Here is a 26,260-nt window from a genome sequence, read left to right as displayed (position 1 = left end):
ATTTAGTCTAATAGGAATAGCTCGCAGATAGTAGTAGAGAGAATAATGATAAGTTTCAGATTTTAAGAAAATCTAGGCAGGGAGCTATGCGGTCATGGTAGAAAATAGCAAGTTTTGCTTGGTTGAACGTCAAATCAACTTCTGCCAGTGATGCGCTCTCCCACGTTGGTTGGTTTCACTGCCCCAATAATAATCGGTTAACCCTGCATTGTCGTTGCTCATACTCCTTATCGGAGTTGGTTGGCGACGTTTATTTAGCAAGGGGCTTTGGAAAAAATGAATTGACACAAACGCCACTTTTAAATAACATTTGTTACATAACATATGTTATTATTAAGGAGTTGAAGCAATGCCCCCAACAGCAGTTATCACGGAAGAGAAGATTTTAAAGGCAGCATTTGAAATTGTCCGGGTGCAAGGGTTAGAATACTTGACTGCCCGAAACATCGCACAAAAACTCAATTGCTCGACTCAACCTGTGTATCGAATCTACGATAATATGGATGAAGTTAAAGATCGTGTGTATGGAATGGCTGTAAGTCTTATGCGGGATCAAATATTCAGCCATCAGGATGACCAAAACTCGCCAGCGTTGAATATGGCGATCGGTTTTTTGCATTTTGCGAAACAAGAGCGATATATTTTTCAGTTCGTGTATTTATCCGGATACAAAAGTTTTGATTTAAGTCACGAAGTGTTTATGGGAGACACGTTAAGTATGAAATCAATGCTTCATAGCAAGCGATTTCGAGCTATTGATGAGAAAAAGCAAAAAAATATTTTTATCAAAATTTCGATATATCTCACTGGTATTGGCACAATGATCAATTCAGGCACGCTAAAGATGGATTTCCATGAAACTATAGAGATGGTTAGAGAAATGTACGAGGCATTATTGTCCTATGAAGGGAGACCACAATCATGACGCAAATGGTCGGAAAAAAAGTAGGCGAAGGCGGTTGCTCGGAAGTATTCCAATGGGGCGGGAATCAACAAATCGTGAAAGTAGCGAAGGGCAACACGAATGTGGATGCGGTGAAAAGAGAATTTTCCAATAACATGCTCGTTTGGGAGAACGGATTACCTGAGGCCCGTCCCTATGAATTACTGGAAGTCGATGGCCGTCCCTCGATTGTCATGGAAAGAATCCACGGGGAATCGTTGATGGAGCATTTCTTCCGTTACCTTATGCAGCCTCCTTCCGAAAAAGGTCAAAATGGCGATAGTAGTGATTTTTTAAAAATCACTGCAAGATTATTGAACGAAACGCATCGTTTTGGCAACCTTCCTTTGCCTTCTCAAAGAGAAATGATGATATACTCCATTCGCTCGGCAGGCTATTTAACCGCATCCGAGAAAGAACGGGTGATCCGTCATCTGGAACAATTGCCTATCAAAAAGCAAGTCTGCCATGGAGACCCTAATCCGGGAAACATCATGATTCGTGAGAACAAAGCTTTGTTCATCGATTGGATGAACGCTTCGCTTGGCACCCCCGAGGCTGATTTGGCCGAATATGTCATTATGATCCGTTATGCCATCTTGCCGCCCCACGCTCCGAGCAGCGCGGTTTCCAACTTCGATTCCCTGAGAGCGCATATCATTCAAATATTTTGCGATGAGTATCGCCGTTTGTCGGGTAATTCTCTGGATGAAGTTGAAAACTGGATCATGCCTGTTGCGGCGCGTAAACTATGTGCGGATGCTATCAGCGAGGAAGAAAAAATGTTGCTTCTCGCCGAGATCAGGTCAAGACTTTAAGGTGCGTAACTCCGCAGCGGGAAAACGTGGTTAGCTGATGCCATTGGTCTCCGAATTGCTTCCAAAAATCAGTCCCATAGTCTCTATGTCATACGTCTGATCAAAAAAATTTATCATCAATGTCATGATATCTCCATGAGTCCCAAATGATCGCCCACTACTTGTAGAAACCATGTTTAAGCTGGTTGAGACGTTTAGATCTCGCATAACAAGCGATGTTGTGGAACTATCCTGTTCCCAATGGTAAACATTTACATGTTTTCTGTATATTACATATCCCTGCCTGCTAGCATAATGCGGTTGCCTATCCGCGCAGGTAGCGTTCTTGAAGTTATAATTCATAGTTAAACTATAATTGAATTTCTTGCAGGGAACATAACAACTCCTTGTTCAACTTAAGTAATAATTCCACATCTTTCTCATCCATTTTTTCCAATGCTAAGATCATAGCTTTATAAGAAAAGGCATTCTCACTTGATTTTCTTGATAGTTCTTCTCCTTTAGAAGTTAGCTTTAAATTTATTTCTCTCCTGTCCTCATCGGAAGTTGTACGTTCCACTAAGCCTAAACTAACCAACCCATCTACACTTACACTGACTGTACTTTTAGAGGAAAATAGCCTTTCAGTTATGTTTTTAAGAGTTAGTCCAGGAAACGAGTACAGAGTATTTATAATTGATAATTGTTGTAAAGTAATCCCTAGACTTTCTGCATTCTGTTGTGTGAATTTTGTTGTGGTCTTGTTTATCGCCCAAAATGATTGCAATACCTCAATAGCCTTTTTAACATTTTCATCTTTATAATTCATACAATAATGCTCCTATTCTATTTGTTCAATCATGAACAGTTCAATATTGAACTAATTATACTTAAAAAGGTTTTCGCAATCAATAAAAACGAAAACTAATCAAAGCTCTTGTGAGTACTTTTTCCATTTCGAACCTCCTTTAGAAGTAGTTTTTAAGATGAAATTTCAATTTGATAATCCTGCCAAGCAATTTCATTTTAAGATAGAGTTAATTTTGCTACTATCACAAACCCGTGATTTAACTAGGGCGTGTATTCAAACTATAAATAATAGTTAAAACATGGTAAATTAAAGTTATGAAGAGACGATACGAAATACGCGACGATCAATGGGATCGAATGAAAGACTTGTTTGAACAGGAACGAAACCCCAAAGGAGGAAGACCTCCAAAAGACAACCGAATGATGCTAAATGCTATGCTTTGGGTCGCTCGTACAGGCGCTCCTTGGCGCGATATGCCGGAGTATTACGGCTCTTGGTCTTCCGTGTACTCTCGGTTTCGCCGCTGGCAAAAAGCCGGGATCTGGGATCGAATTTTGAAACAGGTTTCATTGAATCCGACTTCGAAAGCGTGATGGTTGATGCAACGATTGTTCGCGTCCATCAGCATGGAGCCGGAGCAAAAGGGGGCAGCAATTTCAGGCAATGGGACGATCCAGAGGTGGATTGACAACAAAAATCCATGCGCTCGTGGATGGTTTGGGCAAACCGTTGCGGTTCGAATTGACGGCTGGGTAAAACCATGATTCAGTCATGGGCTATGAGATGCTGAAAGCGATGGATTTGACCCGAAAACAAATTTTGGCCGATCGGGCTTATGATACAAATCAGATTCTCAAGCTCTTAACAGAGCAAGAGGCGACGGTTGTGATTCCGAGCAAGAAAAATCGCCTTGTGCAGCGTCAATGGGACAAAGAAATCTATAAAGAACGGCACTTGGTGGAGTGCTTTTTTTATAAAACCAAGCATTATCGTCGTCTGGCAACCCGTTTTGATAAACTGGCCTGTACCTTTCGGGCCTTTTTGAAGCTAGCTTCGATTATGATCTGGCTTGCTTAGGTTTTAATACACGCCCTAATGTTTGAAAATAATTACTGTACGTTTGATTTTGAAAGAGATAGGGATATCAGACGATACAATAATTAATGCATTGCAAAATAAGCTTACTTGTTGAGTAGTTTAAAGAACGTCTCTTCTTTGTTTAATCCAGAATAAATACATTGAAATAATACTTTTATCTTTTAAGACAAATGTAGAATAAAGAAGGGGTTGCTGAATGAGCTATATAGAAATCACGAAACAAAATATTGATCGTGAGCACATTTGCTGTGCATTGGGGGCCAAGCAGTACGAACAGTCCGTACTCGAAAAAAAACAATGGCTTAGGGAGCGTATGGATGATGGGTTAATATTCTATCGTCTGAATGAGCGTTCAAAGGTATTTATTGAGTACCTTCCTGCAGAAAAAGCATGGGTTCCAATCACAGCCCCTAACTACATGTATGTCAATTGTCTATGGGTTTCTGGGAGATATAAGAACCAAGGACATGGAAAACAATTGTTGAGCAAATGTAAGGAAGACGCAATGGCGCTTGGGATGGATGGCATCGTACATATTGTTGGAAAGAAGAAGCTCCCCTATCTGAGCGAGAAGCAATACTTCGAATACATGGGTTTTGAAGTGGTAGATGAGTCTGAGCCTTATTTTGAGCTAATGGCTCTGAAATGGAGCGATTCTGCTCCTACACCAACATTTAACGTCTCACATGTATTTGATACTGAAGGTATCCATATCTACTATACAGCTCAATGTCCTTTTGCAGGAGGTGTCTTAGAGGAACTAAGGGAGGTTGCAAGTAATCGAGGATTCGCATTCAACACCCACCGTATCCAAACTAGAGAAGAAGCTCAAATGGCTCCAACTGCTTGGACAACCTTTAGTTTGTTATGTAATGGGAAATTTATCACGCACGAAATATTGAGTCCCAACAAGTTTGAGAAACTTCTGAAAGATTTGAAGTAGAGCTCTCTAAACCAACGTTGAGTCTGTAAAATAGATTGTGTAAACTCCTAAACCTATTAAAATGGAAGTATAGGAAAGGTTGGGGAGAACACATGGGATTATGGACAAAGCAGCAGCTTCGGGAGTTTATTAAGGAGAACAAGTTAGTAACAGCTCAAGATGCCCAAAACGCACTGAAGAATCTATTTGCAGAGACGATCCAGGAGATGCTGGAAGCAGAAATGGATACACACTTGGGTTATCAAAAGCATGAAGTGGAGAATAAAACAACCACGAACAGTCGTAAGGGTAAGAGCAAGAAGCGTGTAACCAGCGAGTATGGTGAGCAGGAAATCATTGTTCCAAGGGATCACCAAGGTGAACGTGACGAACAAGATTATTCCACTCATCAAGGAGTGGCAAAATCGTCCGTTGCAAGTCGTTTATGCGGTCATCAAAGTCAAGCAAGATGGAGCTATTGTGAACAAAGCAGCCTATATGTGATCGGCATTGATCTTGGTGGAAGCAAGGATGTACTGGGGATGTGGATCGGTGAGAATGAGTCCGCGAAGTTCTGGTTGAGCGTCCTAAACGACCTGAAGAATCGTGGCGTACAGGACATCCTCATCACCTGTGTAGACAATTTAACCGGCTTCACACAAGCCATCACTGCTTGCTATCCAAAGACAGAAATCCAGAAATGCATCATTCACCAAATACGTAATTCCACCTGCTATGTCTCTTACAAGGGAAGAAGGTAACAGCCGCTCTGAAGCCCATTTACAAAGCCGCATCCGAAGAAATGGCTCTTGTCGAACTCGATCGATTCGAAGAAGCCTGAGGAAGTAAGTACCCATTGATCCTTCGCTCTTGGCGTAATAACTGGGATGAGCTGGCTACTTTTTTTAAGTATCCACCAGAGATCCGCAAGCTCATTTACACGACCAACATCATTGAAAGTTACCATCGTTAGCTTCCAAAAGTAACCGGCCACCATTGATGTCACTCGAAAGTGGACAGGCCGTGTTCAAAACTGGGGACAAATGCTGCTCCAGCTGTCCGTCTTCTATCCGGATCGCATCGGCCAACACCTGCGCTAGCCAATTTTTTTCCCCTCGGGGAGAAGTCTTTTAATTGAGTTTACACAAAAGATTTGACAGACACCTAGGGCGTGTATTCAAACTATAAATGATAGTTTGAATACACGCCCTAGTAAATTTTCAGCTTTTATTTCTTTCCGTTTTTGCTGATATTAAAATAAACTCCCCGATCACCAATTTTTCTTGAAATTAGGAGAAATCTCTGTATTAAATTCAAAAAAGACTATCACTAAGATCAATTGACCTTGGAGATAGTTTTTTTTCATCAAAATGGATAATTGTTGGACAGACTAACTATATATCCCAATTAAGCTTTACTTCATTACCCGTTCTAGATGATTCATAAATCGCATCTAAAATTAAATTATTCGTAAAGCCTGTCAATGCCGAGCAAATGGGATCATACCCTTCACGAATGCATTCTATGAAGTGACGGCACATCCGAAGTCTGTCTCCCTCATCATTGTCAGGAACGTGGAAATCCGTTTCCATAGGCCGATTGAATTTCTCGGTAAAAAACTTGCCATGAGTTTCTCTATAGCTTGCTCCTCCCTCCGTACCCAATAAATGAATATAAGGCTTGCTATCGGTTTCCATATGAGCAGCCCAACTTACATCGAGGGATAGCGTGCTTCCATCCTCCATTTTGATCATGGCCGTGGCCAAATCCTCAACATCGAAGATTCCATCCCAGTTTGGTTTCCCCCATGTACCGATCCCTTTTTTGTATGGGCCGAATTTTGCATAAGTTGAACCGTATACAGATACAGGCTTCGGATTGCCCATTAAATAAAGAGCCATATCCAGCATATGCACACCAATATCAATTAACGGTCCGCCACCCGATTGGTCCATGCTTGTAAACCAAGTTCCCCAACCTGGGATGCCTTTACGCCTCAGCCATCCTGCTTTGGCTGCATATATTTTACCAAGCTCACCTCTAGCTTGTTGCTCTTTAATTTGCATCGGTACGTACTGCCACCGCCGTTGGTGAGCTACCATCAATACTTTGTCGGATTTATTGCTTACCTCCAAAATTTGGCGTGAGCTGTCAGCATTAAGCCCCATTGGCTTTTCCAGCAGGACATGCTTGCCTGCCTCCAATGCTTGAATAGCTAATGGTGCATGAAATTGATTCGGGACCGCAATAATAACCGCATCAACCTCAGAGCTATGAATGAGCTCATCCGGACTTTTGGCTATATGTGAAATACCGTGCTCAAGAGCGCGAACCTCGGCAAGCGGCATATAGGTATCTGTAATAGTTGTAATAACACAGTCATCCGGTAACTTCAGAAATTCCTTAATATGAACATTTCCAATATTGCCTGCTCCAATGACACCAAGTTTCAATTTATCTGCAGATCCCATTCTCTGTCACTACTCCCTTTTGCTTTATTGTTTCAACAAACCCTAATCCATTCTTTTTGTTGGCTGCTGATTAGAATAGCGTCAACTATTTTCATATTGTGATGTCCATCGGCAAGCGTTGCAAAGCTTCGCTCCCCTTCAATGGTCTGGCTCCTTCGTTTTCTCTTTATTTCGTTATAGAAATCAAGGAATAGATTCTTCAAGCCATCAGACCAGCCTTCTTGATGCCCGCCAGGGAGATGAGCCAACGCTGCAGCTTGAGGTGAAAGCAAAGCAGGATCACGATACCATTCTTTATTCGGTTCATTTCTTCTGCCTTCCCACAGCGTGTTTGGGTTTTCCTGATCCCAGTATAGAGTAAAGTCCGCAGATGATATTTCAAAATGCAATTTATTTTTACGTCCGGCACTGACTTGGGAGACGGTGAACACACCACTAATATCATCTTCAAAATGAACCAATACCGAACCGCAATCTTCTGTCGAAACGTCCACTTCCTCAAACACATCATTCAGTCCTTTTGCATAGGTGGACATGTTGTTGGATGGCTTCTTCCGAATGGGATGGATCGTTTTTAGGTCGGCAAAAACCTCGACTATTTTTTTACCAAGGACAAATTGCATGGTATCGCACCAGTGCGATCCAATATCTGCTATCGCTCTGGAAGGTCCGTTTAATTCAGGTTCAAGCCTCCAGCTGTAATCGGTATCGAATAAGAGCCAATCCTGTAGATACCCTCCGGTTACCAAATGACATTTACCGTTTTGTCGGCTCATCAGCATAGTATGAGCTTGCATCACCATAGGAAAGTGTCTGTAGTTAAAGCAAACTCCATGGATCGTTCCCATTTGCTCAGCCAAGCTTACAAGCTCGCCTGATTCTGAACTATTCATAGCTAACGGTTTTTCTGACAGCAAGTCTTTACCGGCTAAAATAACAGCTCTATTAATTTCAAAATGAAGATAATTAGGCGTGCAGTTATGAATCACATCCAGCTCCTGATTGGACAGTAATGCATGATAAGTTTCATAGGCATATGGAATTCGATATTGCTCCGCCAATACCAACGCTTTGTCCATCGTACTGCCTGCAACCGCAAGGATTTCTACACCTGGAACACGCCTTAATGCTTCAATATGAAAGTTTGCCGAAAACCCAGTTCCAATAATGCCAACTTTGATAGTCTCCATTTCATTACTCTCCGAAAATTTAGTCATAGCTTCAATTCATCATACCTCTCGGTAGCTACACATAATGCTGTAAAAATAACATGTCGCTTTCAACACTTTGGAACTTATCCTCTCGCTCCCCATCGCTCTCCACAATGGTGTAAAGGACATGGCCAAGCTCCTTAATCCTTCCGTAAACCGTGCCAAAATCGAACAAGCCTTGACCCAGATCAACAAACATATCCGGCTTTCGATATTTCATATGGACCTCATGGTACGGCGCCGTATAATCCTTTTCTGACAGCTCATCAAAAAGGTTCAATGGATACGTTAGACCCTTTTTGATATCACGTTGATGCACGAGGTCGCACCTTTCTCCTAATTGATCTAACAGGGCTATTGGATCTAAACCGCCTCGAATAACCCATGCCAAATCCAATTCCACCTTAATATACGAAGGATCTGTATGATTCAACAGCATATCGAACAGCGTGTTTTCACCGTCCTGCTTGAACTCAAGTGCATGATTGTGCAGATAAAAAGACATGTCGTGCTCATGACAACGTCTTCCGATAACGTTCACTTTTTCCGCTAATTTCAGCGCTTCCTCGCGTGATGTTATTCGAAGCGAGGGCAGGACAATCCGTTGTACCCCCAATTGAGCGTTATAAGGAATGATAAAATCCCAATCCAAATCGTCTACTTGAAGCCCCGGTGCGATACCTTCATGTGAAGCAATTGGGTTCAGGTTCAATTCAACGAGCTTTTTTTTCAATTCATTTGCAGGAATCGCATCGCTAAAACGCTTTCGGGATTTATCTGTTGCTATTAGCTCAACATTTCTATACCCAATCTGTGCCAATTTCTCTAATGTCCCTAAGTAATTATCATTTAATTGGGAATTCACCGAAAATAAATTAATTGCTACCTCCATACTCTTGGTATCCTCCTTCATCGTTCACGCTCATGCTCAGTATTGAAAAGCCCAATATGAACCTACATACTGGACTTTCGATTCTATACGATTTCTGATAGACTGCTGCTATTTGCTCTTAGCCCATTCATCAAGCTGCTTTTGCTTTTCAGCAACAATTTTATCTATGCCTGCCGCTTTTAATGCAGCTATAAACTTCGGAAGATTGACCTCTGGATCAATAGTTCCTGTCTCCAAGCCAATTTTATATTGATTGACTACATTCGTTACTGCTGCTACTTCTGTTTTTACCGGGTCAGTGCTAAAGGTAAAGCCTAACGCTTTTGATTTCTTTGAGCCCTTATTAAACTTATCCATCTTATTCCATATTTCCGGATCTTCGTTGGCCCAAAGATAATTTAACAATTGGTTGCCGAACATCCAGCCTTGCCTTAGGTTATAGCCGCTGTTCTTGGCATCGACTCCAGACGGATAATCGATGACATTCTCGGATTTTTTCACATAATGCTTGCCTTCAATTCCCCATGCCAACAGATTGACCAATTGCTTATCCGAATACAATAAGTTCAATACCATCATGGCACGTTCTGGGTTTTGGGAATTCTGGGTTATGGAGAACATCGTTCCCGTAACACTGCGCGTTGTTGCAATGGAGGGCGTCAATTCAACATTCACCATCGGCTGACGAGTAAGCTCGCTGACCTGCGACTCAATACCCGGTTTACCTTTTACGATGACACTAAACCCTTTATTTGCCTTAATTAGATCGTACCCTGTTTCTTTACTTGTTGCCGCGTCCTTGGAGATATATCCGGCTTGATACCATTTTCTCATCTTTTTAAGCACTTCTGCATACTGAGGTGTTTCATACCAATTTACCACTTTCAGCTCTTCCAGATTGGTTAATACACCGAAGTCGTCACCCAAATTATCCATCATGCCAAGATTGTAATATTCAATCGGCGAAGTTCCAGCCAAATGTGGCCCCAATAATGTAAGATTAGGCTCTCCTTCTTTGATAGCTTTAAAAACCGCATCCAAATCATCCAGCGTCTTGATCCTGCCAGCGTCAATTTGATATTTATCCAAAAGATCCTTGCGCATCACAATACCACCGAAGGAAGCAAAATCCCGTATACTCGGAACCCCATACGTCTTCCCCTTCACCTTCGTTGCTGCCAAAATTTCCGGATCTACCGCTTTGAGAATACCTTGTCCCGACTTGTTCAATAAATCATCGAGAGGCAGCAGTTGACTTTTGGATACCTGCGAGCTGTAATTTTGTGCACGTGTATATATAAGATCAACTTTCTCATTTGCCGTAACCATGAGTGTGGATTGCTGCTCCCACGCAGCTGAATCGATGGAAACCAGCTTAATGGTTGCATTGATCTTCTCTTTCGTAATCTTACTCATTTCCTCCTCGACTGCTTTCAAATCCTTCTGGCTCGGCCCTCTGAACACAATAGCAACTTCATAAGGGGACAAATTAGTGTTGTTCTTCGATGCATCATTTACAGCTGCATCTTTCGCGGGATCTGTTGACTTTGCACAACCAGCCAAAACCATACCTGCGGCCAGCATTGTGACAACAGTCCCAGTTAAGCTCTTCATTTTTTTCATGAATCGGACCTCCCTATTTTATATGCCAATTCAGTTTGGAACTGAATAATAGCCGTTCCTTATCCTTTAACCGCACCGACAGTGAGCCCTTTAATAAAATACTTTTGAAAAAAAGGATATGCCATAAGGATAGGAATGACCCCCATCACCGCAATAGCCATCCTCACACTCTCACTAGGGATTGCAGCGAGGTCTCCAACCTGACCGGATTCAGCTACTGAGTTTTTCAGGTATTGAATATCCAGCAATATCCGGTTTAATAAATTTTGAATGCTATAGTATTTGCTGTCCGTAATGTAGATCAATCCGTTAAACCAATCATTCCAGTAATGAATAGTTTGAAACAATCCCACTGTGGCTAGTACAGGCAAGGATAGCGGCATAACAATCTTGTAAAAAATTTTGAGCTCGCCGGCTCCGTCTATATAGGCAGATTCAATGACAGGCGCCGGTATGGATTGAGTGAAAAACGTCCTCATCAAGATAACATAAAAGGCATTGAGCAATAAGCCTGGTATGATAAGAGCCCAAAATGTATTTTTCAGCGGTATCAGTTGCGTATAAACCAAATACGTAGGTACTAAGCCGCCGTTGAACAGCATGGTGAAGAAGACGAAAAATGATAAAAAGTTACGAAAAGGCATTTCATTTCTTGAAATCGGATAGGCTAACAAGGATGTAATCACAAGACTTGTTACGGTTCCTATTACCGTTACCAGAATCGAGATACCGTAAGCTCGTACAATCGTTGCCGAGTCTCTAAACAAAAATTCATACGCTTCCCAGCTGATCTCTGAGGGAAACAAGGAATATCCGTTTACTATAATCGTTTGCTCATCCGTAATGGAGGCGGTAATTAATAGAATGAGCGGTATCAAGCAAAAGCAGGAGACAATAATGAATAGCAGGTTAAGAACCCATTGCCCGGCGTTCTTTGTTTTCAATGAAGCTCACTCCTTTAAAATAATGCGTTTTCCCGATTCACTTTTCTTACCACAACATTGGATATGAAAACCAGTACGAAACCAACAACTGATTGATAAAGTCCAGCCGCGGAAGACATGCCGATATCCCCATTCTTCAATAAAGCACGGTATACATACGTATCAATGACATTCGTCGTTGGTTGAAGCATACCAGAATCCAACGGAACCTGATAAAATAACCCAAAGTCTGAGCTAAAAATCTTACCTACTTGCAATAGCGTCATAATGATGATGACAGGTGAGATTAAAGGGATCGTAACACTCATAATTTGCTGCAGCTTACTGGCTCCGTCAATGGTAGCTGCTTCGTAATATTCTTGATCGATCCCAATGATAGCCGCCAAATAGATTACACATAAATAACCTGCATGCTTCCATAATTGAACTGTTGTTAAAATATATGGCCAGTATTTGGGTTCGCTATACCACATCATGTCTTGGATACCAAGCAGGGGCAGTATGCTTTTATTAATAAATCCATGCTCCATACTCAGCAAGGAAAACACAAGATAACCTATAATAACGGATGAAATCAAATGAGGAAGCAGCACGACGCTTTGATAGAAACGTGAGAATACTCGGTTTTTTAATTCGTTTAACAGAATGGCCAAAGCTACAGCAACTATTAAATTCAAAACAATAAACACTACGTTATATAAGATTGTGTTTCTTGTGATGATGTAGGCATCGCTTGTTTTAAACAGGTATTCAAAATTTTTAAATCCAACCCAATCGCTCCCCAAGATGCCTTTGGCAAAATTGATATCCTTGAATGCAATAACCATTCCAAGCATTGGAAGGTAGTTATTGATGAGCAGATAAAGGATACCTGGCACTACCATTAAGAGTAGTGTTTTGTTTTTTTTGATATTACGCAAACGATTTCTGTCCAACAATGATGTCATGGCGTTTCTCCCTTCAAATTGCTTTCTGTGATATCTATAGATTACGCCATAAAAGGATAAGCCCCCACCACTATTCTGACCTCACTCTACTACAATTCTGACCTCTTATAGGAAAAAGCATCCCATCATAGAATAGGATGCTTACTTATTGGACAAATTACATTCTCGAAACTCCTGTGGATTGAGCTGGGTTGCTCTTTTGAACATTTTGGCGAAATAAGAAAAGTTCGAATAGCCAACCGACACCGCTATTCCACTGACCGACAAGTCGGTATTGGCCAATAGCTCTTTGGCGATTTCAATGCGTGCCTCCGATATATAATCGATTAGGGCTATTCCCGTCTCTTTCTTGAATAATCTGGATAAGTAATCTGGATGAACATGAACGTATTTTGCGATATCATCTCTCGACAGAGAATCTCCCAGGTTTTGTTTGATATACCACTTCACTTTGTCTACGATGGTTTCCGACTCCTCAGACACGCGGCAATATTCGACTGTTGTTTTCAAGGAATCCTTAACCCAAGCCTGAAGGTCCGTTACAGAGCGTGCTGCTGTGGATATCCGTTCCGGAGACATATGGTCGGTAAAAATTTGATGCGAATGAAAACCTTTCACCTGAAGAAAATGATAAAGAATTTGAACAAAGCTTTGTTGAAATTCCTGAAGCAGCTTAACATCCAACAGTTCCATATTTCGCCAAGAGTTTAAATATTCTTCCGTTGCCGTGAATACGGCTTCGAACGCTCCTGATTTCAACATTTCTAACCACCCAGCCATGGGGATCAGCTTTGTAATCGTCCCGACATGGTTAAGCCGTTCATTTTTAACAAATACTTTATTGTTCTGAGTCACATTATTAATCTCCATTTGGGTCAACAGCTCAACCTCTTTAACAATCTCCCAGAAAAAGCTACTCTCCCCTATGTAACAAGATAGATCACAATAAAAATAACGATTACAGGAAGCTATATACGTCTCGAAAGCTTTTCTAAGCTGGTCTGGTTCAACTTTGTTTCTATCAGCCATGAAGTCAGGAATTAAACCCAGCAAAGTCCCCTCTTTTAGATGGACCATCTGGCTGTTCGGATAATCGGTAAAAATGATTTCCTCCGCCGCATTTTGCAGAGCATACTCCAGAATCGTAATATCTCTTGGAGTGAACACTTTGTACCACCGCTGAACACTTATAAGGACCGGTATAAACTGATCTGTTTCTTGATAAGGTATGTTTTCCATGACAAGAAGCTCTTTAATTTGATTTGAATTGGAGAGCAGCCTATAGTTCAACAAATCCTTCCAAAACCGCCCAATCAGAATGGGCTGATTTTTGGACCACAGGCTGTAAAAATGAGCATAATTTTCATTAAAGGCGATCTGTTCCCTTTTGTGCTCAACACGTTCAATCGCTTTTTCAATAACCTCCTCCAGCTCATCGTATCTGACCGGCTTAAGCAAATAATCAAGGCTTCCCAGTTGAATAGCTTTTTTGGTATAAGCAAAATCGGAATGACAGGTTAAAAATACAGATTCGGTTGCATTATAATGCTCTCTTACCCATGTCAGTAATTCAAGTCCATTCCCTTGGGGCATTTCAATATCACAAATCATAATATCGATAGGCTCTTGCAAGAACACCTCTTTAGCTTGCTTCACGCTGTAAGCGACATAGACATTCGTAATCGATAGCTTTTCCCAGTCGACACCGGATTGAACCGCGCGGACCGCATGAACCTCATCATCAACAATAAGCAACCGGTACATAACTATTCATCCTCCATTTTCTCAAACCTTATAGGAAGACGAAGCTCCACCTCGGCTCCTCCGCCAGTGTTGTTCGATATCCATAATCGGGCTTGATCTTGATATAGCAAATTTAATCTCCTTCGGACATTCCATATCCCTATATGCTCTCCATTTTCATCCGCTATACCCTCTTCAGACTGAACAGCATGTAAAACTTCCGGCGGGAAGCCCTTTCCTGTATCTGAAATGACAACCTTCATGAATGGAATGCCAGCTTCTTCGCAGCCATCAACGGTTATTTGCAAATGGATCCGTTCCTCCATGCTAACCGCATGCTTAATTGTATTTTCCACAAAGGTTTGTATGGACAACGGGGGAACCAATGCCTCCGATAATAAATCGGCTGCTTCGATTTCAAAAGTGAAATTTTCAGGAAATCTCATCGTTTGAATTCGCAAGTAATTATTCGTATGAGCGATCTCTTCTGATAGTTTAACGAAATTTAAGCTGCTTCGAAACATAAACCGCAAATATTGAACCAGGCTCATTGACAGCTCCTGTATCAATTCAAAGCTTTTCAATTGAGCAAGGCTATATATAATGTTTAATGAATTGAGAAAGAAGTGCGGATTAATCTGGAGCTGAAGATGCTTGAGTTCTGCTTTTTGATTGATCAGCTGCTCCTCATACACACTTATTTTCAAATCCGTTATTTGCGATACCATCGTATTAAATGTCTCGTTCATGATTTCAAATTCGTAAGAGGTGCGGTATAGCTCAATTCTGTCCTCCATAAACCCATCCCGGACTTTTCGCATAGCTGTAACAATCCGATTGATGGGGAGCAATATAACCTTTCGAATGAATGTGTAAAATGCAGGAAGCAGCAATAACGCTGCCAATAAAATAAACGTTGTAATTCTTTGAAGCTCCGGAAGCCTTTCCAGGATAGTACCCTCCGGGATAAAAATCATCAGTAAAAAGTCTCCCTTGGTTGACTTTTCGTTTACCTGAAGATATTCCTGCCCCCTGCTAGTAAAGCGATTCACATTCTTTTCTAATCCCAAATGAATATCGTTTTCTTTTAGAAAATCATCATTGGTCATTACCTCATGAGCATCAGTAACAAGCAGGGATCTTCCAGATTGGCCGAGTTCAATTAAGCTTAGAGGTACCATTAACTTCGAAGCTTCGACGATCCCTCCTATATAGGCATTCCCGGATTGTATAATATGATATAAGTAATATTGATTATCAATTTTAGTTACAAACCATTGCTTACTTAGCTTCTTGTCAGAAATTTGGAGGTCATGTAGCAAATCCAGTATTCCGTTTTCCAGAGCCTTTCGTTCGTCGTATGTCTCTCCGGGGATTTTGGAAGTCATTAATTCATCGTTAACAGAAGAATATATAAAAAACAAATCCAGCGGTTTATAGTTTTTTATATCGGTTTCGATCCTATTGACTAAGCGAATTTTTGCAAATAGGTACCAAGCATTTATATCCTCCTTGGGATAATCCAGATTAAGTAAATCATTCTCCAGGGCTGCCATATTATACAAGTATTTATCCGCCTCATCCAAATTGCGATCGATTTGATTCATATATAGTGTGAGCAGACTTTTATTGGAGCCGGCAACCTGATTACGAACTACATTCATAGCGTAATAGTTATTGTAAATTAGAAACAGTATCAGAGGTATGATTAAGAGTAATAAACCAATTATGAGTTTGAACCGGATAGATTTAAACACTGGGGGATTTGTAAGCATCACATAACTCCTTCCTGATCATTATTTATACACATACAATCGTCGTTCCTTCTTCGAAAGTGTATAAGAGAAATATAGAAACTTCAACTCCTAAAACTTATCAACTTCCTAGCAATCACGCTGCTAAGACCTGTATGTGTTGCAGGATCTAGAAGTTTTACAATCTCCTCGGATCCAAGATACTCACTAACCCTCTGATCCTTAGAAAGCACGTCAAAAGAGTTACCTTCGCTCCGCCTTTCGCCACTTAATGGTCTGAATCATGAACGTTTTCATGGGCAACTTGTCGACCGATCGTGTTAGCGAGTGTCATTCAAACAACTCCTTCTCGATTAGTTCCTTCAGTTCTTTACAGCCAAAAAGTCCATATGAATGGTCCAAAGGACGTTCAATAAATAAAATCGAAAAGAATGGGGGTATAATTTGAATGCACGCGACTTCGCTAACAAGTCACTTATATGCTCAGAAAATAAACTGCATGACTAGCCCTACAACCGTTGAAAAGTATGAGATTCGATAAAAGGGCTGAAATACTAAAAAGAGATGCAAGCCGCGTTAGCGGAAAGCATCCCCTGTTAAATAACACCGTAAAACGTTTATAAAAACATACTCATATTCATCGTTGTAATCACAGATTGATCGGGATAAATGGATCGCGAGGCTAGTTTCCACTCCCCATTAATGTATGAGCAGCGTCTTCTTCGTGCTGTTATTTTTCTGAGACTGCCAGATCTTTAATTTTCATGGTAGTTTATTACTCTGTCCAATTGATTGATTGCAGTGATTTGGCCAGTATAAATACCCACGTTATGTAACCATTGTCGGGAATGGGATAAAGTTCTTATCATTGAAATTTGACAAGAACTTTATCCCATAACACAAAAAAGCCGCGATTTACGCGGTTATTAATAAGATAATGTTCTTGTCACCCGACATAAGCTTTCGGATGACAAGAACTTGATGCCATAAATGACAAGAACTTTATCTCATTCTCATTTCCTTCCAATTTCCTCGCGAATCGCGAAGATGCGATGGTTATTTTATGTAACCTTCTTCATTTTGTGAAATAATGTCCTTGCTCCAGATCTGCGAGAAGCCCATGTTGGACAGGTTTCCAACCTAGCAGCTCCTTCGTCCCTTCACTTGATCTTGCTAAGTCAAGCGACGCGACCATACCTAGAAAACCGAAGATCGCTTGTGCCTCTTCACGCGGGATGCTGACTACCGGCACATCCACGTGACGACCTATGACGCCGGCAATGTCGCTGAACGGAATGCCTTCATCGTCCACGCCATCCAGTCGTGAGCCTGCAGGCGCAGATTCTACCGCGAGTCGGAACAAAACTGCCGCATCCAAGCGATGAATCGCTGGCCAACGGTTAGTGCCGTCTCCAATGTAAGCCGAGGAGCCTCTTTCCTGGGCGATCCGGATTAATTGCGGCACGAAGCCTTTATCTTCTTCTCCATGAACGGAAGGTGCAAGCGAGACGATCGATACTCTCACGCCTTGTTCTATAAACGCAAGTGCTGCATCCTCCGATGCTTTGCCATTAGCATGAGCTGTGATAACAAGTGGTTTACAAGAGCCCGCAAGCCCCTCTCCCATTGCTTTGATGGCACGAAGATCAGTTGCTAGGGATGCGACGAAATTAGAGAAATCGTGGTTAAATGCCAGATGAATAACACCGTCTGAAGTGGCTGCACTGCTGCGCAGTATATCCAGATCCTCTAAAACACCGCGAGCCACCTCAGCTCCCAAGCTTTCTAATACTTGAGCACCACTCTCTGAACGGGTCAGACCAACTACCTGATGGCCCGCACCGATGAGTTCGCGGACAACAGCTGTACCAATATAACCTGCTGCACCTGTAACGAATATACGCATAATAGTTTTACGCCTCCTTAAGCATTTGACGAAGATATGACTCTAGTCTAAACTATGAAGTAAACTCTAAGGCAAGCGTTTGGAGGTATGATTGCATATGAAAATTCAAGAATTAGGAGACTTGATGGGTTTAACACCCCACACCATTCGTTTTTATGAGAAGGAAGGCTTGCTTGACAGCAGGCATATTCAGCGAGAGAAGAATAATTACCGCAACTACTCAGACGAAGCAATTGAACGTTTAAAGCTGATTAAGAAATTTCAAGGCATCAACTGCTCGTTAGCTGAGCTGAAGAAGATTTTGCAGGATCACGATACGAATGCACGCACGAACCAAGAAGTAATAGAATGGATTCTTCAGAAGATCAATGAGATCGAGCGCAGGAAGGACGAATACGATCATATGCTTGTAACGCTGAATTGGATGCTGACATACAGGAAGCTGCTGAATGAAGATCCACAGCAAGCTGAGGCTATGATGGCGGAATTACGTCTTCGAATTAACATATAGCCGAACAATCGTGAAAAAGCTCTTTGGACGTAAATTCCGTCACAAAGAGCTTTTTACTCCTCACAAAAAATAACCATCGCATATTTCAAGGCATACTATACTTTCTGCATAAATGTGGGTTTCTCATGTTCTTGTCCTTGCTTTGATTCACAAGCTAAGGACGCATTCGAAACCTACCGCAAATTATCCGAAAGTCGCCAGACGAAGTTTAACCAGTTGGTCAAGCGAGCCGTTTCCAAATGCCAAACCGATTTCGACTCGTTTCCGGACAGCTATCAAACAGAAGATGATATGGAGAAACGGGATGAGATAATTGGTAAGATATGCGAGAAATTAGAAACAATCTTTGGGGACTTTCTCGAATAATCGATTGGTTCAGCTAATCCCGCTCCTAGCGATTTCGCGCTAGGTGCTTCCAATGTAATCAGGCTCTTGTCAACCGATACTTCCCGAACTGAAAATAATCTTGCCTTGTAGAATCTAATTTTGTAAGCTGAAAGTCATAAGGATGTGAATTTATGTCTTATATTGAGCAGCTCTATTTAAACGAACTTAAACTTTACTTTGCCTACAAAAGAAAAAGCTCGGAAATCGAGCAGTTCCGAGGTACGTTTCATGCCCATCAAGGCATAGAAATATTGATCATCCATGAAGGGAACGGAACTCTTATCGTTGATCAAAAAAGCTACGAAATAACTTCAGGCATGCTTTGTATCTTTCAACCTTACCAGCTGCACCATATTCAAATGGAAATCAATCAGCAAAGCCCCTTCGTTCGCTCTATCATTCAATTCGAACCCTCACTGTACGAAGCTTATTTTGAAAAGTGGCCCAGCCTATTGGCATTTTTTAGACATATAAATACAAGCAAGCTGCCTTATCCTTGCCTGTATAACCTTGAAGAATCAATGCAGTTTCACACACTGCTTCAAAGCTTGGAGCAAAGAATGACTACTTTGAATAAAAAGGATGCATTTGAAGAATACTCTCTGTTTCTCATCGCTTTCTTCCGCGAATTCAAGCCTCTTTGGGAACAAAGCAAAGGCCGTTTCAGTAAGAGTGTAACGCGGAAACCCCACCAAGCAGAACGAATTCTCACCTGGTTGGAGGGACATTATACTGAACCGCTTCGTTTAGAGAGGATGGCGGGTGAGCTGCACCTCTCACCGCACCACTTATCTCACTTATTCAAAGAGTGTACAGGCTCCAGTATTTCTGACTATGTGATCGCAAGACGTATGCAGCAAGCCGTTAAACTGCTAATCTCAACCGATTACGCCGTAGCCTATATCGGGGAATCCGTAGGGATGTCCAACTGCTCTTTTTTTTGCAAGACATTTAAGAAACAACTGGGCGTCACACCGTATCAATATCGGAAGCAGTGGCAAAATCAGTCAGGCTTTACCACTACTCCGTACTTTTAATCATCATCGCATCGCGCTGTGCAATCAAGCACAGCTCAGCCGCTTTGAAAGCATGCTCCTGCGTCATGGCTTTCTCTGTACGGTTGAGGCAATCCAGTATCAGTTGACCAAAGTAAGGGAAGCCAACTTTTCCATTCACAGAAAAGTGATATTCCCCTTCCTGATTTACCAAATAAACGTGATCACTTGTCTTATCGCGCGCAATATCCACATACTTGCGAAGCTCGATGTACCCTTCCGTACCCAGGATCGTTAAGCGGCCGTCTCCCCAGGTGCTCAATCCATCCGGTGTCATCCAATCTACACGGAAGTAACCGGTAGCCCCGTTATCTCCGATCAACGTTGCATCGCCGAAATCTTCAAAGTTGGGATGTTCAGGATAATTATAGTTTGCCACTTTGCTATGGACAACCTTGGCATCCTTAGCACCTGTGAAATAGAGGAATTGCTCTATCTGATGGCTCCCAATATCGCATAGAATACCGCCAAACTTTTCCTTCTCAAAAAACCAGTCCGGTCTGCTTTTTGCATTGACTCTATGAGGCCCGAGACCAATCACTTGAAGGACGCGACCGATAGCTCCCTGCTCAATGAGCTGTTCAGCATAGACCGCGCTTTCCACATGCAAACGTTCACTGTAATAAACCGCATATTTTCGTCCTGTCTCGGCTACCTTCTGGCGAGCCGCTTCCAACTGCTCTAATGTCGTGAATGGGGCTTTATCTGTAAAGTAATCTTTTCCGTGATCCATGACTCTGAGCCCTAAAGGCCCGCGGTCTGAAGGAATTGCAGCTGCAGCTACAAGCAATACTTGATCATCTTGCAAAATCTCATCCAGCGAGCAAGCCACCTGTACTTCCGGGTAGGTGCTCTTGAATTTCTCCACTTTCGCCGGGTCAGGATCATATACCCATTTTAATTGCCCCCCCGCTTCCCTTAGTCCATTGCACATGGCGTAAATGTGTCCGTGATCCAATGCCGCTGCCGCAAATATGAACTCTCCAGGTTGACAAACCGCACTGAATTTCCCTTTAGGCGCGTAATTCATACCATCATTTTTTTGCATTCGATTTGGCTCCCCTCTTTTATTTATAGGTACTTCCTATTGTAATCGTCTGTGTTGCAAAATTTTCAATGGACGCTTTTTTCTCATAAAAATGAGTAGTATTAGCTTGCACGCCGTTTATAGTGTAAAAAGGGTCTTCCGCAGTAAGCGGAAGCTTTACCAGCTCTCCCGTACTGGCCGATTTATAAATTGCCGTAATAAGCTCCAGGGTTTGACGTCCGCTAATACCATCAATCAGCACAGGAGCGCCCGTCTCTATGGCAGTAAGCACATTATTGATTTGTCCAGTGTGACCTTCATACGCTGCCTCAGGAAGCTCATCATATAAAGCCTGAAGTTGGCCCTCCAATTCAAGATTCGGCTCAGGGAAGCCGTTAGCTTTGGAGTTGGAAGCCGTCACCTTCCAAGGTGTTGAAACTCGCGCTTTTTCACCCTGGAAAATGAGCTGCTGCTCTTCACCATGATGGACAACGGAGCTGGTCACTTGCCCTAAAGTACCGTCTGCGTATCGCAGTATACCTATGGAAAGATCCTCGACTTCCGCATTATCATGGGATACATTGCTCATAAATGCTTGGATTTCCATAGGACTGCCCATCATCCAAAGCAGCGCATCGATATGATGTACGGCGTGATTCAACGTTGGACCGCCTCCTTCTTTCTCCCATGTGCCGCGCCACCATAGATCGTAGTAACAGTGTCCCCGCCACCAGAACGAGTCCACTTGCACATGTCCGATTTCCCCCATGAGCCCACTCTCCAGCACAGCTTTCATTTTCATCATCGGTGTTTTAAAACGGTTCTGCGCCACAACGGATAAAATTCGACCTGTCCTTTTTGCTGCTTCATTCATCAAATCACATTCTTCAAGGGAAGATGCCATCGGTTTCTCAACCATAACATGAGTGCCGGCCTCCAAAAACTCAATTGTTAATGCTGCATGTGTATATGGCGGCGTGCAGATGGAGACGAGATCAATATCCTCCTGCAGAAGCTCCTTATAATCCTTGACCGCCCGAGCTTCCAACTGAAATTGGTCAATACGTTCCTGCGCCTTTTCAACATAAATATCACTGATCGCAACAATTTTGCAGCGCTCCGGAAATTGTAAATATCCTTCGATGTGCGCTGCTGAAATCGCACCCGATCCAATAATAGCTACCTTCAACATTCATTCAAGCCCCCCATCGTTTAAGTGCTCCTAGCATATCAAGAATACATTTCCCAATGTAACGCTAGTTTGTTTAAAAATGATATTACTTTGTGGTCATAGAACTACACAGCTGCAACGTTTGAATAATATGAAAGATTCCATATTACACGCCCCACAAAAAACTGCATAACGTCTCTGTTATGCAGGGATTACACAATTATTTCATGCCGGAGGTCACCATTCCGCTAACGAATTGACGTTGGAATATGATGAACACCACCAGCACCGGAATCATGGTAATGACGGACATCGCGAGCAAGCTGCCCCAGTCCACATTGAATTCCCCTATAAAGTTAGACAAGGCTAATTGAATGGTATATAAGGACGGATTGCTGATGCCGATGAGCGGCCACATAAAATCGTCCCACCGCCACATAAAGGAGAAAATCGCAAGAACCGACAATATGGGCTTACATAGCGGCAAAATGATTCGTGAATAAATCCTCCATTCGGATGCTCCATCCATACGGGCCGCTTCCAGCAGCTCGTCAGGAACGGTAAGCAAATACTGTCTAATCAGAAATACCCCCGTCGGTGTGGCCGCTGGAGGAATAATAAGAGCCAGCAGAGTGTTATACATACCCAAAAAGCTGAGCACCTTAAAAATCGGGATCATAATAACCTCAAGCGGAATCATCAAGGTAGACACAAATCCGACAAGCAGTAGTGAAGCTCCTATAAACTTATATTTCGCAAGCGCGAACCCTGCCATCGAGTTGATCAGCAGCAGCAGAATCGTTGAGCTGACCGTTACAATCGCACTGTTCATAAAGTACCGGCCAAAGTTGCCTTTCTCAAAAGCATTCGTAAAGTGCTCGAACGAAATCGGATTGGGCCAAAATCGCGGTGGAAAACTGTATAAATCATTGTTCGTCTTGAAGGACGAAATGACGATCCAAAGCGCAGGAAACAACCATGAAGCAGCCAATACGAAAAGAAGAATATACAAGGATACTTTGGCGGAGGTTTTCAGTTCCACGTTAGTCAGCGCCCCCCTTTGACAATCTGAATTGCAGTGCGGTAAACAGTGAAATCAGAATAAACAACAAAACAGACATAGCGCTGGCCCTACCCAGCTCCTGCTTGGCAAAGCCGATTTCATAAATATATTGCACGATATAAGTCGTTCCTTTACCCGGTCCGCCGCCCGTCAGCGCAAACAATAACGGATAGGCTTTGAGCGCTTCGATAAGAGAAAGCATAATGACAAGAACAGTAGTAGGTTTGAGCAGCGGCAGTGTAATGCTCCAGAATACCCGGGGTTTGGATGCTCCGTCCAGCCTTGCGGCCTCGTAAAAATCGGTCGGGATGGCTTGCAACCCCGCCATGAAAATAACCATATAAAACCCAAGACGCGACCAAACGGTGGCGACAACAACCGATGCATTCGCAAAAAAGGAATCCGCTAAAAAATGAACGGGTTCGAAACCCAAAAGCGTCATGAAGTAATTCAAAACTCCGAAATCGCCGAATATCCATTTCCACGTCAAACCAACAATGATATACGAAATCATCGTTGGCCAATAAAACACGGAGCGAAACATGCCTTTCATCTTGAGAGGCTGTATCAGCATCATCGCTACAACGAGCGACAAGCAATAAATCAACGGCACCACGATCAGCGCATAAAGAGCCGTTCTCCCTAGCGCAGTCCAAAACTCTCCGTTGGTGAATATCTCTTTGTAATTATCCAAACCGACGAATTCCATTGGATTTAATCCGTCATATTCGTGAAATGAATAGACAAACCCGGTAATCATGGGAATTACAATGAACGTGGTGAAAATGAGCAAGTTAGGCAGTACAAACAAATACGGAATCCATCCCATCGAATGATCCGGCCGCCGCTGTTTTTTTATCGCCCTGGCTGCCGAGGCTTGTGTAGACATCAAGATTACTCCTCTCCTATCCTATCCTTAAAATAGAGCACACTGCCGGTTTGTCCCCGGCAGCAGCCCCATTCCTCTATTATTTCTTTTCATCTTTAATCGCTTTATCGATCAAGCCGGCAACCTTATCAAGGCCTGCCTGAGCCGTTGTTCTTCCGGCAACGATTTCTGATATCGCCGTTTTCAAATCGTTGCTGAATTTAGGCACGATGGTTTGTCTGGACCAATCCTCCGCTGCAGCCGGGACGGTGTTGTTCAGTTCGTTTGAAAACACTTCCATCATTTCTTTGCCGAAAGCGTAGTCCAGCTTTGCGCTGTCTTTGCGCGGGCTTAGGAATAATGCCTCTTGAGTGTATTTAGAGTTCACTTCTTTGGTAGTAATATAGTTGATGAAATCTGTCGCTTCTTTTTCAACACCGGAATTTTTGAACGCCATAGCAAATTTGCCGCCAGGTACCGAGGAACGTACTTTACCCTTCGGCATGTATGTTACGCCCCACTCAAAGTTCGTAATATCTTTATAGTTGCTAATCATCCAGTTCCCTGCAAAATGAGCGGCAACCGTCCCGGTGCGGAACAAGTTATTCGGGTTTTCTCCGCCTAGCCAAACAGATGTTGGGGCGATACCGTCCGTATGGAGCTTTTTAAAATATTCAACAGCCTGTACACCCGCTTCATTGTTGATCGTCGCTTTCGTTCCATCCAGGCTCATCATGCTGCCTCCAAATTGATACAGCAAGGTCGACCAGCGCTGCGGCGTATAGTCCCATACAAGACCGTATTTAGCTCCGCCTTTATCCATAACCTGCTTCAAGGCAGCGGAGAACTCGTCCCATGTCCAGACATTCTCAGGGGATGTCGGCACTTTTACTCCCGCTTTGTTAAACAAGGCTTTGTTGTAAATCAACCCGTTGGCTGTAACATCCATAGGAGCGGCCACCGCTTTACCATTCACCAAGTAGAACGGCTTCAAAGAATCGACGAACTGTCCGGTATATTTATCCAAACCACCGTTGCTCACGCTTAAATCTACCGCTTGATTAGCAAATGCCCCTAGGTCCGTCGTAACACGGGCAAGTGCGGGGGGTTGTCCGCCCGAGATCATGGTTTTCAGCTTCGTATTCAAGTCTTTAAAAGGAACCTCGATCATATTTATTTTTACATTTCCATTCTTAGCCTCATAATCCTTAATGATGCCCTTCATGATTTCGCCTTCATTTCCATCCGAGAACCAAACGAAATCCAAAGTTACATTCTTTTTGCCGCTTGCTGCCTTACCGGCATCCCCTGACTCTTTCTTGGAACAAGCAACTGACATTAATGTCATCAAAATCAGCACCAAAGCGATAGATACCGTTTTCATAAATTTGTTCATTTTTTTACCCCTTTTCATTTCAATCATTTTTAACATGTGACGTTTTTTACGACCCAACTCTGTATTTACGCACTCTCTAAAGAATCCGAGTTTTCACTTCACTCATCCCGCCGCTTACCTAACATGACATAAGATCGAAATCGCACCGGCATAACAATAGTTACTTCAATATCTTTTTCACACCCCCGCCTCTTTGGTTTCCAGCATATCAAGAATAGGTTTACATAAGTAACGCTACTTTGTGCAAAAATAACAGTACTTTGTGGTAGACTACCTGATGCCCATGTCATCACCTAACGGCTAACTATAGACGTACTGCCGCACGAAAAGGTAAAAAGCGAGCAGCGGTAAATGTTGCTCATGTTATGTTAAGGATTGCGTTTTTTCGCTTAACTCGTAAAGAAATGCATTTGGATCTTGGGAGATTACTATGACAAGCAGAATCAACAGTTTATTGTAAGGTATGCCGTTCGTAGACTGGAGTGATTAGTGTCCTGTGAAAATAAAGTTATAGGCTGAGAAGCTTGAATTATAACGGGGTTTATGAGTTTGAAAATCTTCAGCCTTCAAAATTTAAGGTTTTAACTGGAAAAAAAATAAACAGCGGCGGACCATGACTTGAAAAATAGTAGAGTGAAGGGCTGGGCATCCAGCCCCTCCTCATCAAACCGTACGTGAGGTTTTCCCTCATACGGCTTTCCGACGTTCTTCACCTCGAGC

General features: G+C 42.5%; 20 protein-coding genes and 2 pseudogenes. 7 read left to right on the top strand and 15 right to left on the bottom strand.

Annotated elements, in window-relative coordinates:
* Positions 1 to 349: 349 nt before the first annotated feature.
* The gene (locus tag ACFQ0C_RS30260) at positions 350 to 925 is read left to right on the top strand and encodes a TetR/AcrR family transcriptional regulator (protein ID WP_379372331.1); all 576 of its coding nucleotides are present in this window, start codon (positions 350 to 352) and stop codon (positions 923 to 925) included.
* Complete coding sequence (locus ACFQ0C_RS30255) at positions 922 to 1,761, top strand: phosphotransferase (RefSeq protein WP_379372329.1); 840 nt, start codon at positions 922 to 924, stop codon at positions 1,759 to 1,761. Before ACFQ0C_RS30260 ends, ACFQ0C_RS30255 begins: the two co-directional genes overlap by 4 nt.
* A gap of 349 nt (positions 1,762 to 2,110) precedes the next feature.
* Here ACFQ0C_RS30255 and ACFQ0C_RS30250 read toward each other — a convergent pair whose 3' ends face one another.
* Positions 2,111 to 2,569: a MarR family winged helix-turn-helix transcriptional regulator gene (locus ACFQ0C_RS30250; protein ID WP_379372327.1), complete on the bottom strand. Its 459-nt coding sequence runs from the start codon at positions 2,567 to 2,569 to the stop codon at positions 2,111 to 2,113.
* A 296-nt stretch (positions 2,570 to 2,865) separates the two neighbouring features.
* On the opposite strand from ACFQ0C_RS30250, the pseudogene ACFQ0C_RS30245 reads away from it, so the two are divergent.
* The 3 genes and pseudogenes from ACFQ0C_RS30245 to ACFQ0C_RS30235 all read left to right on the top strand — a co-directional run bounded on the left by ACFQ0C_RS30245 (position 2,866) and on the right by ACFQ0C_RS30235 (position 5,671).
* Positions 2,866 to 3,628, top strand: a pseudogene (locus tag ACFQ0C_RS30245) (IS5 family transposase).
* 217 nt (positions 3,629 to 3,845) lie between these two features.
* Positions 3,846 to 4,592, top strand: a complete 747-nt coding sequence (locus ACFQ0C_RS30240; protein WP_379372325.1) for a GNAT family N-acetyltransferase — start codon at positions 3,846 to 3,848, stop codon at positions 4,590 to 4,592.
* 92 nt (positions 4,593 to 4,684) lie between these two features.
* Positions 4,685 to 5,671 (top strand): annotated as a pseudogene (locus ACFQ0C_RS30235) (IS256 family transposase).
* Positions 5,672 to 5,965: 294 nt separating this feature from the next.
* Here the strand turns inward: ACFQ0C_RS30235 and ACFQ0C_RS30230 are convergent.
* From ACFQ0C_RS30230 to ACFQ0C_RS30190, 9 genes are all read right to left on the bottom strand, one after another.
* The gene (locus tag ACFQ0C_RS30230; RefSeq protein ID WP_379372323.1) at positions 5,966 to 7,042 is read right to left on the bottom strand and encodes a Gfo/Idh/MocA family protein; all 1,077 of its coding nucleotides are present in this window, start codon (positions 7,040 to 7,042) and stop codon (positions 5,966 to 5,968) included.
* 32 nt (positions 7,043 to 7,074) lie between these two features.
* Positions 7,075 to 8,232: a Gfo/Idh/MocA family protein gene (locus ACFQ0C_RS30225; protein ID WP_379372321.1), complete on the bottom strand. Its 1,158-nt coding sequence runs from the start codon at positions 8,230 to 8,232 to the stop codon at positions 7,075 to 7,077.
* Between the two features lie 55 nt (positions 8,233 to 8,287).
* Complete coding sequence (locus tag ACFQ0C_RS30220) at positions 8,288 to 9,145, bottom strand: sugar phosphate isomerase/epimerase family protein (protein ID WP_379372319.1); 858 nt, start codon at positions 9,143 to 9,145, stop codon at positions 8,288 to 8,290.
* A 108-nt stretch (positions 9,146 to 9,253) separates the two neighbouring features.
* Entirely contained in the window at positions 9,254 to 10,768 is a 1,515-nt protein-coding gene (locus tag ACFQ0C_RS30215; RefSeq protein ID WP_379372317.1) for an ABC transporter substrate-binding protein, read from the bottom strand.
* A gap of 59 nt (positions 10,769 to 10,827) precedes the next feature.
* Positions 10,828 to 11,712, bottom strand: coding sequence for a carbohydrate ABC transporter permease (locus ACFQ0C_RS30210; RefSeq protein WP_379372315.1), 885 nt, complete (start codon positions 11,710 to 11,712; stop codon positions 10,828 to 10,830).
* Between the two features lie 14 nt (positions 11,713 to 11,726).
* Positions 11,727 to 12,659, bottom strand: coding sequence for an ABC transporter permease (locus ACFQ0C_RS30205; RefSeq protein WP_379372313.1), 933 nt, complete (start codon positions 12,657 to 12,659; stop codon positions 11,727 to 11,729).
* Positions 12,660 to 12,800: 141 nt separating this feature from the next.
* On the bottom strand, positions 12,801 to 14,423 hold the full coding sequence (locus tag ACFQ0C_RS30200) for a response regulator transcription factor (RefSeq protein WP_379372311.1): 1,623 nt from the start codon (positions 14,421 to 14,423) through the stop codon (positions 12,801 to 12,803).
* Positions 14,424 to 14,425: 2 nt separating this feature from the next.
* Positions 14,426 to 16,177, bottom strand: coding sequence for a sensor histidine kinase (locus ACFQ0C_RS30195; protein ID WP_379372309.1), 1,752 nt, complete (start codon positions 16,175 to 16,177; stop codon positions 14,426 to 14,428).
* Positions 16,178 to 17,231: 1,054 nt separating this feature from the next.
* On the bottom strand, positions 17,232 to 18,062 hold the full coding sequence (locus ACFQ0C_RS30190; RefSeq protein ID WP_379372307.1) for an SDR family oxidoreductase: 831 nt from the start codon (positions 18,060 to 18,062) through the stop codon (positions 17,232 to 17,234).
* Between the two features lie 97 nt (positions 18,063 to 18,159).
* On the opposite strand from ACFQ0C_RS30190, the gene ACFQ0C_RS30185 reads away from it, so the two are divergent.
* Both ACFQ0C_RS30185 and ACFQ0C_RS30180 read left to right on the top strand, forming a co-directional pair.
* Positions 18,160 to 18,573 (top strand): MerR family transcriptional regulator, encoded by a 414-nt coding sequence (locus tag ACFQ0C_RS30185; RefSeq protein ID WP_379372305.1) that lies wholly within the window; start codon positions 18,160 to 18,162, stop codon positions 18,571 to 18,573.
* 518 nt (positions 18,574 to 19,091) lie between these two features.
* The gene (locus ACFQ0C_RS30180) at positions 19,092 to 19,997 is read left to right on the top strand and encodes an AraC family transcriptional regulator (protein WP_379372303.1); all 906 of its coding nucleotides are present in this window, start codon (positions 19,092 to 19,094) and stop codon (positions 19,995 to 19,997) included.
* On the opposite strand, the gene ACFQ0C_RS30175 is transcribed toward ACFQ0C_RS30180, so the two are convergent.
* From ACFQ0C_RS30175 to ACFQ0C_RS30155, 5 genes are all read right to left on the bottom strand, one after another.
* Positions 19,981 to 21,063 carry a Gfo/Idh/MocA family protein gene (locus ACFQ0C_RS30175; RefSeq protein ID WP_379372301.1) on the bottom strand — a complete coding sequence of 361 codons (1,083 nt, stop codon included), beginning with the start codon at positions 21,061 to 21,063 and terminating at the stop codon, positions 19,981 to 19,983. The genes ACFQ0C_RS30180 and ACFQ0C_RS30175 overlap by 17 nt on opposite strands.
* Before the next feature lie 19 nt (positions 21,064 to 21,082).
* On the bottom strand, positions 21,083 to 22,234 hold the full coding sequence (locus ACFQ0C_RS30170) for a Gfo/Idh/MocA family protein (RefSeq protein ID WP_379372299.1): 1,152 nt from the start codon (positions 22,232 to 22,234) through the stop codon (positions 21,083 to 21,085).
* Between the two features lie 199 nt (positions 22,235 to 22,433).
* Entirely contained in the window at positions 22,434 to 23,255 is an 822-nt protein-coding gene (locus ACFQ0C_RS30165) for a carbohydrate ABC transporter permease (RefSeq protein ID WP_379372297.1), read from the bottom strand.
* 1 nt (position 23,256) lies between these two features.
* Complete coding sequence (locus ACFQ0C_RS30160; RefSeq protein WP_379372295.1) at positions 23,257 to 24,165, bottom strand: carbohydrate ABC transporter permease; 909 nt, start codon at positions 24,163 to 24,165, stop codon at positions 23,257 to 23,259.
* A gap of 79 nt (positions 24,166 to 24,244) precedes the next feature.
* Positions 24,245 to 25,540, bottom strand: coding sequence for an ABC transporter substrate-binding protein (locus ACFQ0C_RS30155; RefSeq protein ID WP_379372293.1), 1,296 nt, complete (start codon positions 25,538 to 25,540; stop codon positions 24,245 to 24,247).
* Between the last annotated feature and the right edge of the window lie 720 nt (positions 25,541 to 26,260).

Origin of the sequence: Paenibacillus sp. GCM10027630 (assembly GCF_042676305.1) — a bacterium.
Lineage (GTDB): Bacteria > Bacillota > Bacilli > Paenibacillales > NBRC-103111 > Paenibacillus_S.
The sequence above is the reverse complement of the archived record's forward strand: the minus strand, read 5'-3'. Positions and strand labels throughout refer to the sequence as shown.

Excerpts from the sequence above, each read along its gene's own strand:
- ACFQ0C_RS30220 (WP_379372319.1), bottom strand. The coding sequence starts at position 9,145 with ATGGAGGTAGCAATTAATTTATTTTCGGTGAATTCCCAATTAAATGAT.
- ACFQ0C_RS30215 (WP_379372317.1), bottom strand. The coding sequence starts at position 10,768 with ATGAAAAAAATGAAGAGCTTAACTGGGACTGTTGTCACAATGCTGGCC.
- ACFQ0C_RS30155 (WP_379372293.1), bottom strand. The coding sequence starts at position 25,540 with ATGAACAAATTTATGAAAACGGTATCTATCGCTTTGGTGCTGATTTTG.
- ACFQ0C_RS30195 (WP_379372309.1), bottom strand. The coding sequence starts at position 16,177 with ATGCTTACAAATCCCCCAGTGTTTAAATCTATCCGGTTCAAACTCATA.
- ACFQ0C_RS30250 (WP_379372327.1), bottom strand. The coding sequence starts at position 2,569 with ATGAATTATAAAGATGAAAATGTTAAAAAGGCTATTGAGGTATTGCAA.
- ACFQ0C_RS30260 (WP_379372331.1), top strand. The coding sequence starts at position 350 with ATGCCCCCAACAGCAGTTATCACGGAAGAGAAGATTTTAAAGGCAGCA.
- ACFQ0C_RS30190 (WP_379372307.1), bottom strand. The coding sequence starts at position 18,062 with ATGCGTATATTCGTTACAGGTGCAGCAGGTTATATTGGTACAGCTGTT.
- ACFQ0C_RS30240 (WP_379372325.1), top strand. The coding sequence starts at position 3,846 with ATGAGCTATATAGAAATCACGAAACAAAATATTGATCGTGAGCACATT.
- ACFQ0C_RS30170 (WP_379372299.1), bottom strand. The coding sequence starts at position 22,234 with ATGTTGAAGGTAGCTATTATTGGATCGGGTGCGATTTCAGCAGCGCAC.
- ACFQ0C_RS30230 (WP_379372323.1), bottom strand. The coding sequence starts at position 7,042 with ATGGGATCTGCAGATAAATTGAAACTTGGTGTCATTGGAGCAGGCAAT.
- ACFQ0C_RS30205 (WP_379372313.1), bottom strand. The coding sequence starts at position 12,659 with ATGACATCATTGTTGGACAGAAATCGTTTGCGTAATATCAAAAAAAAC.
- ACFQ0C_RS30160 (WP_379372295.1), bottom strand. The coding sequence starts at position 24,165 with ATGTCTACACAAGCCTCGGCAGCCAGGGCGATAAAAAAACAGCGGCGG.
- ACFQ0C_RS30175 (WP_379372301.1), bottom strand. The coding sequence starts at position 21,063 with ATGCAAAAAAATGATGGTATGAATTACGCGCCTAAAGGGAAATTCAGT.
- ACFQ0C_RS30180 (WP_379372303.1), top strand. The coding sequence starts at position 19,092 with ATGTCTTATATTGAGCAGCTCTATTTAAACGAACTTAAACTTTACTTT.
- ACFQ0C_RS30200 (WP_379372311.1), bottom strand. The coding sequence starts at position 14,423 with ATGTACCGGTTGCTTATTGTTGATGATGAGGTTCATGCGGTCCGCGCG.
- ACFQ0C_RS30185 (WP_379372305.1), top strand. The coding sequence starts at position 18,160 with ATGAAAATTCAAGAATTAGGAGACTTGATGGGTTTAACACCCCACACC.
- ACFQ0C_RS30225 (WP_379372321.1), bottom strand. The coding sequence starts at position 8,232 with ATGGAGACTATCAAAGTTGGCATTATTGGAACTGGGTTTTCGGCAAAC.
- ACFQ0C_RS30255 (WP_379372329.1), top strand. The coding sequence starts at position 922 with ATGACGCAAATGGTCGGAAAAAAAGTAGGCGAAGGCGGTTGCTCGGAA.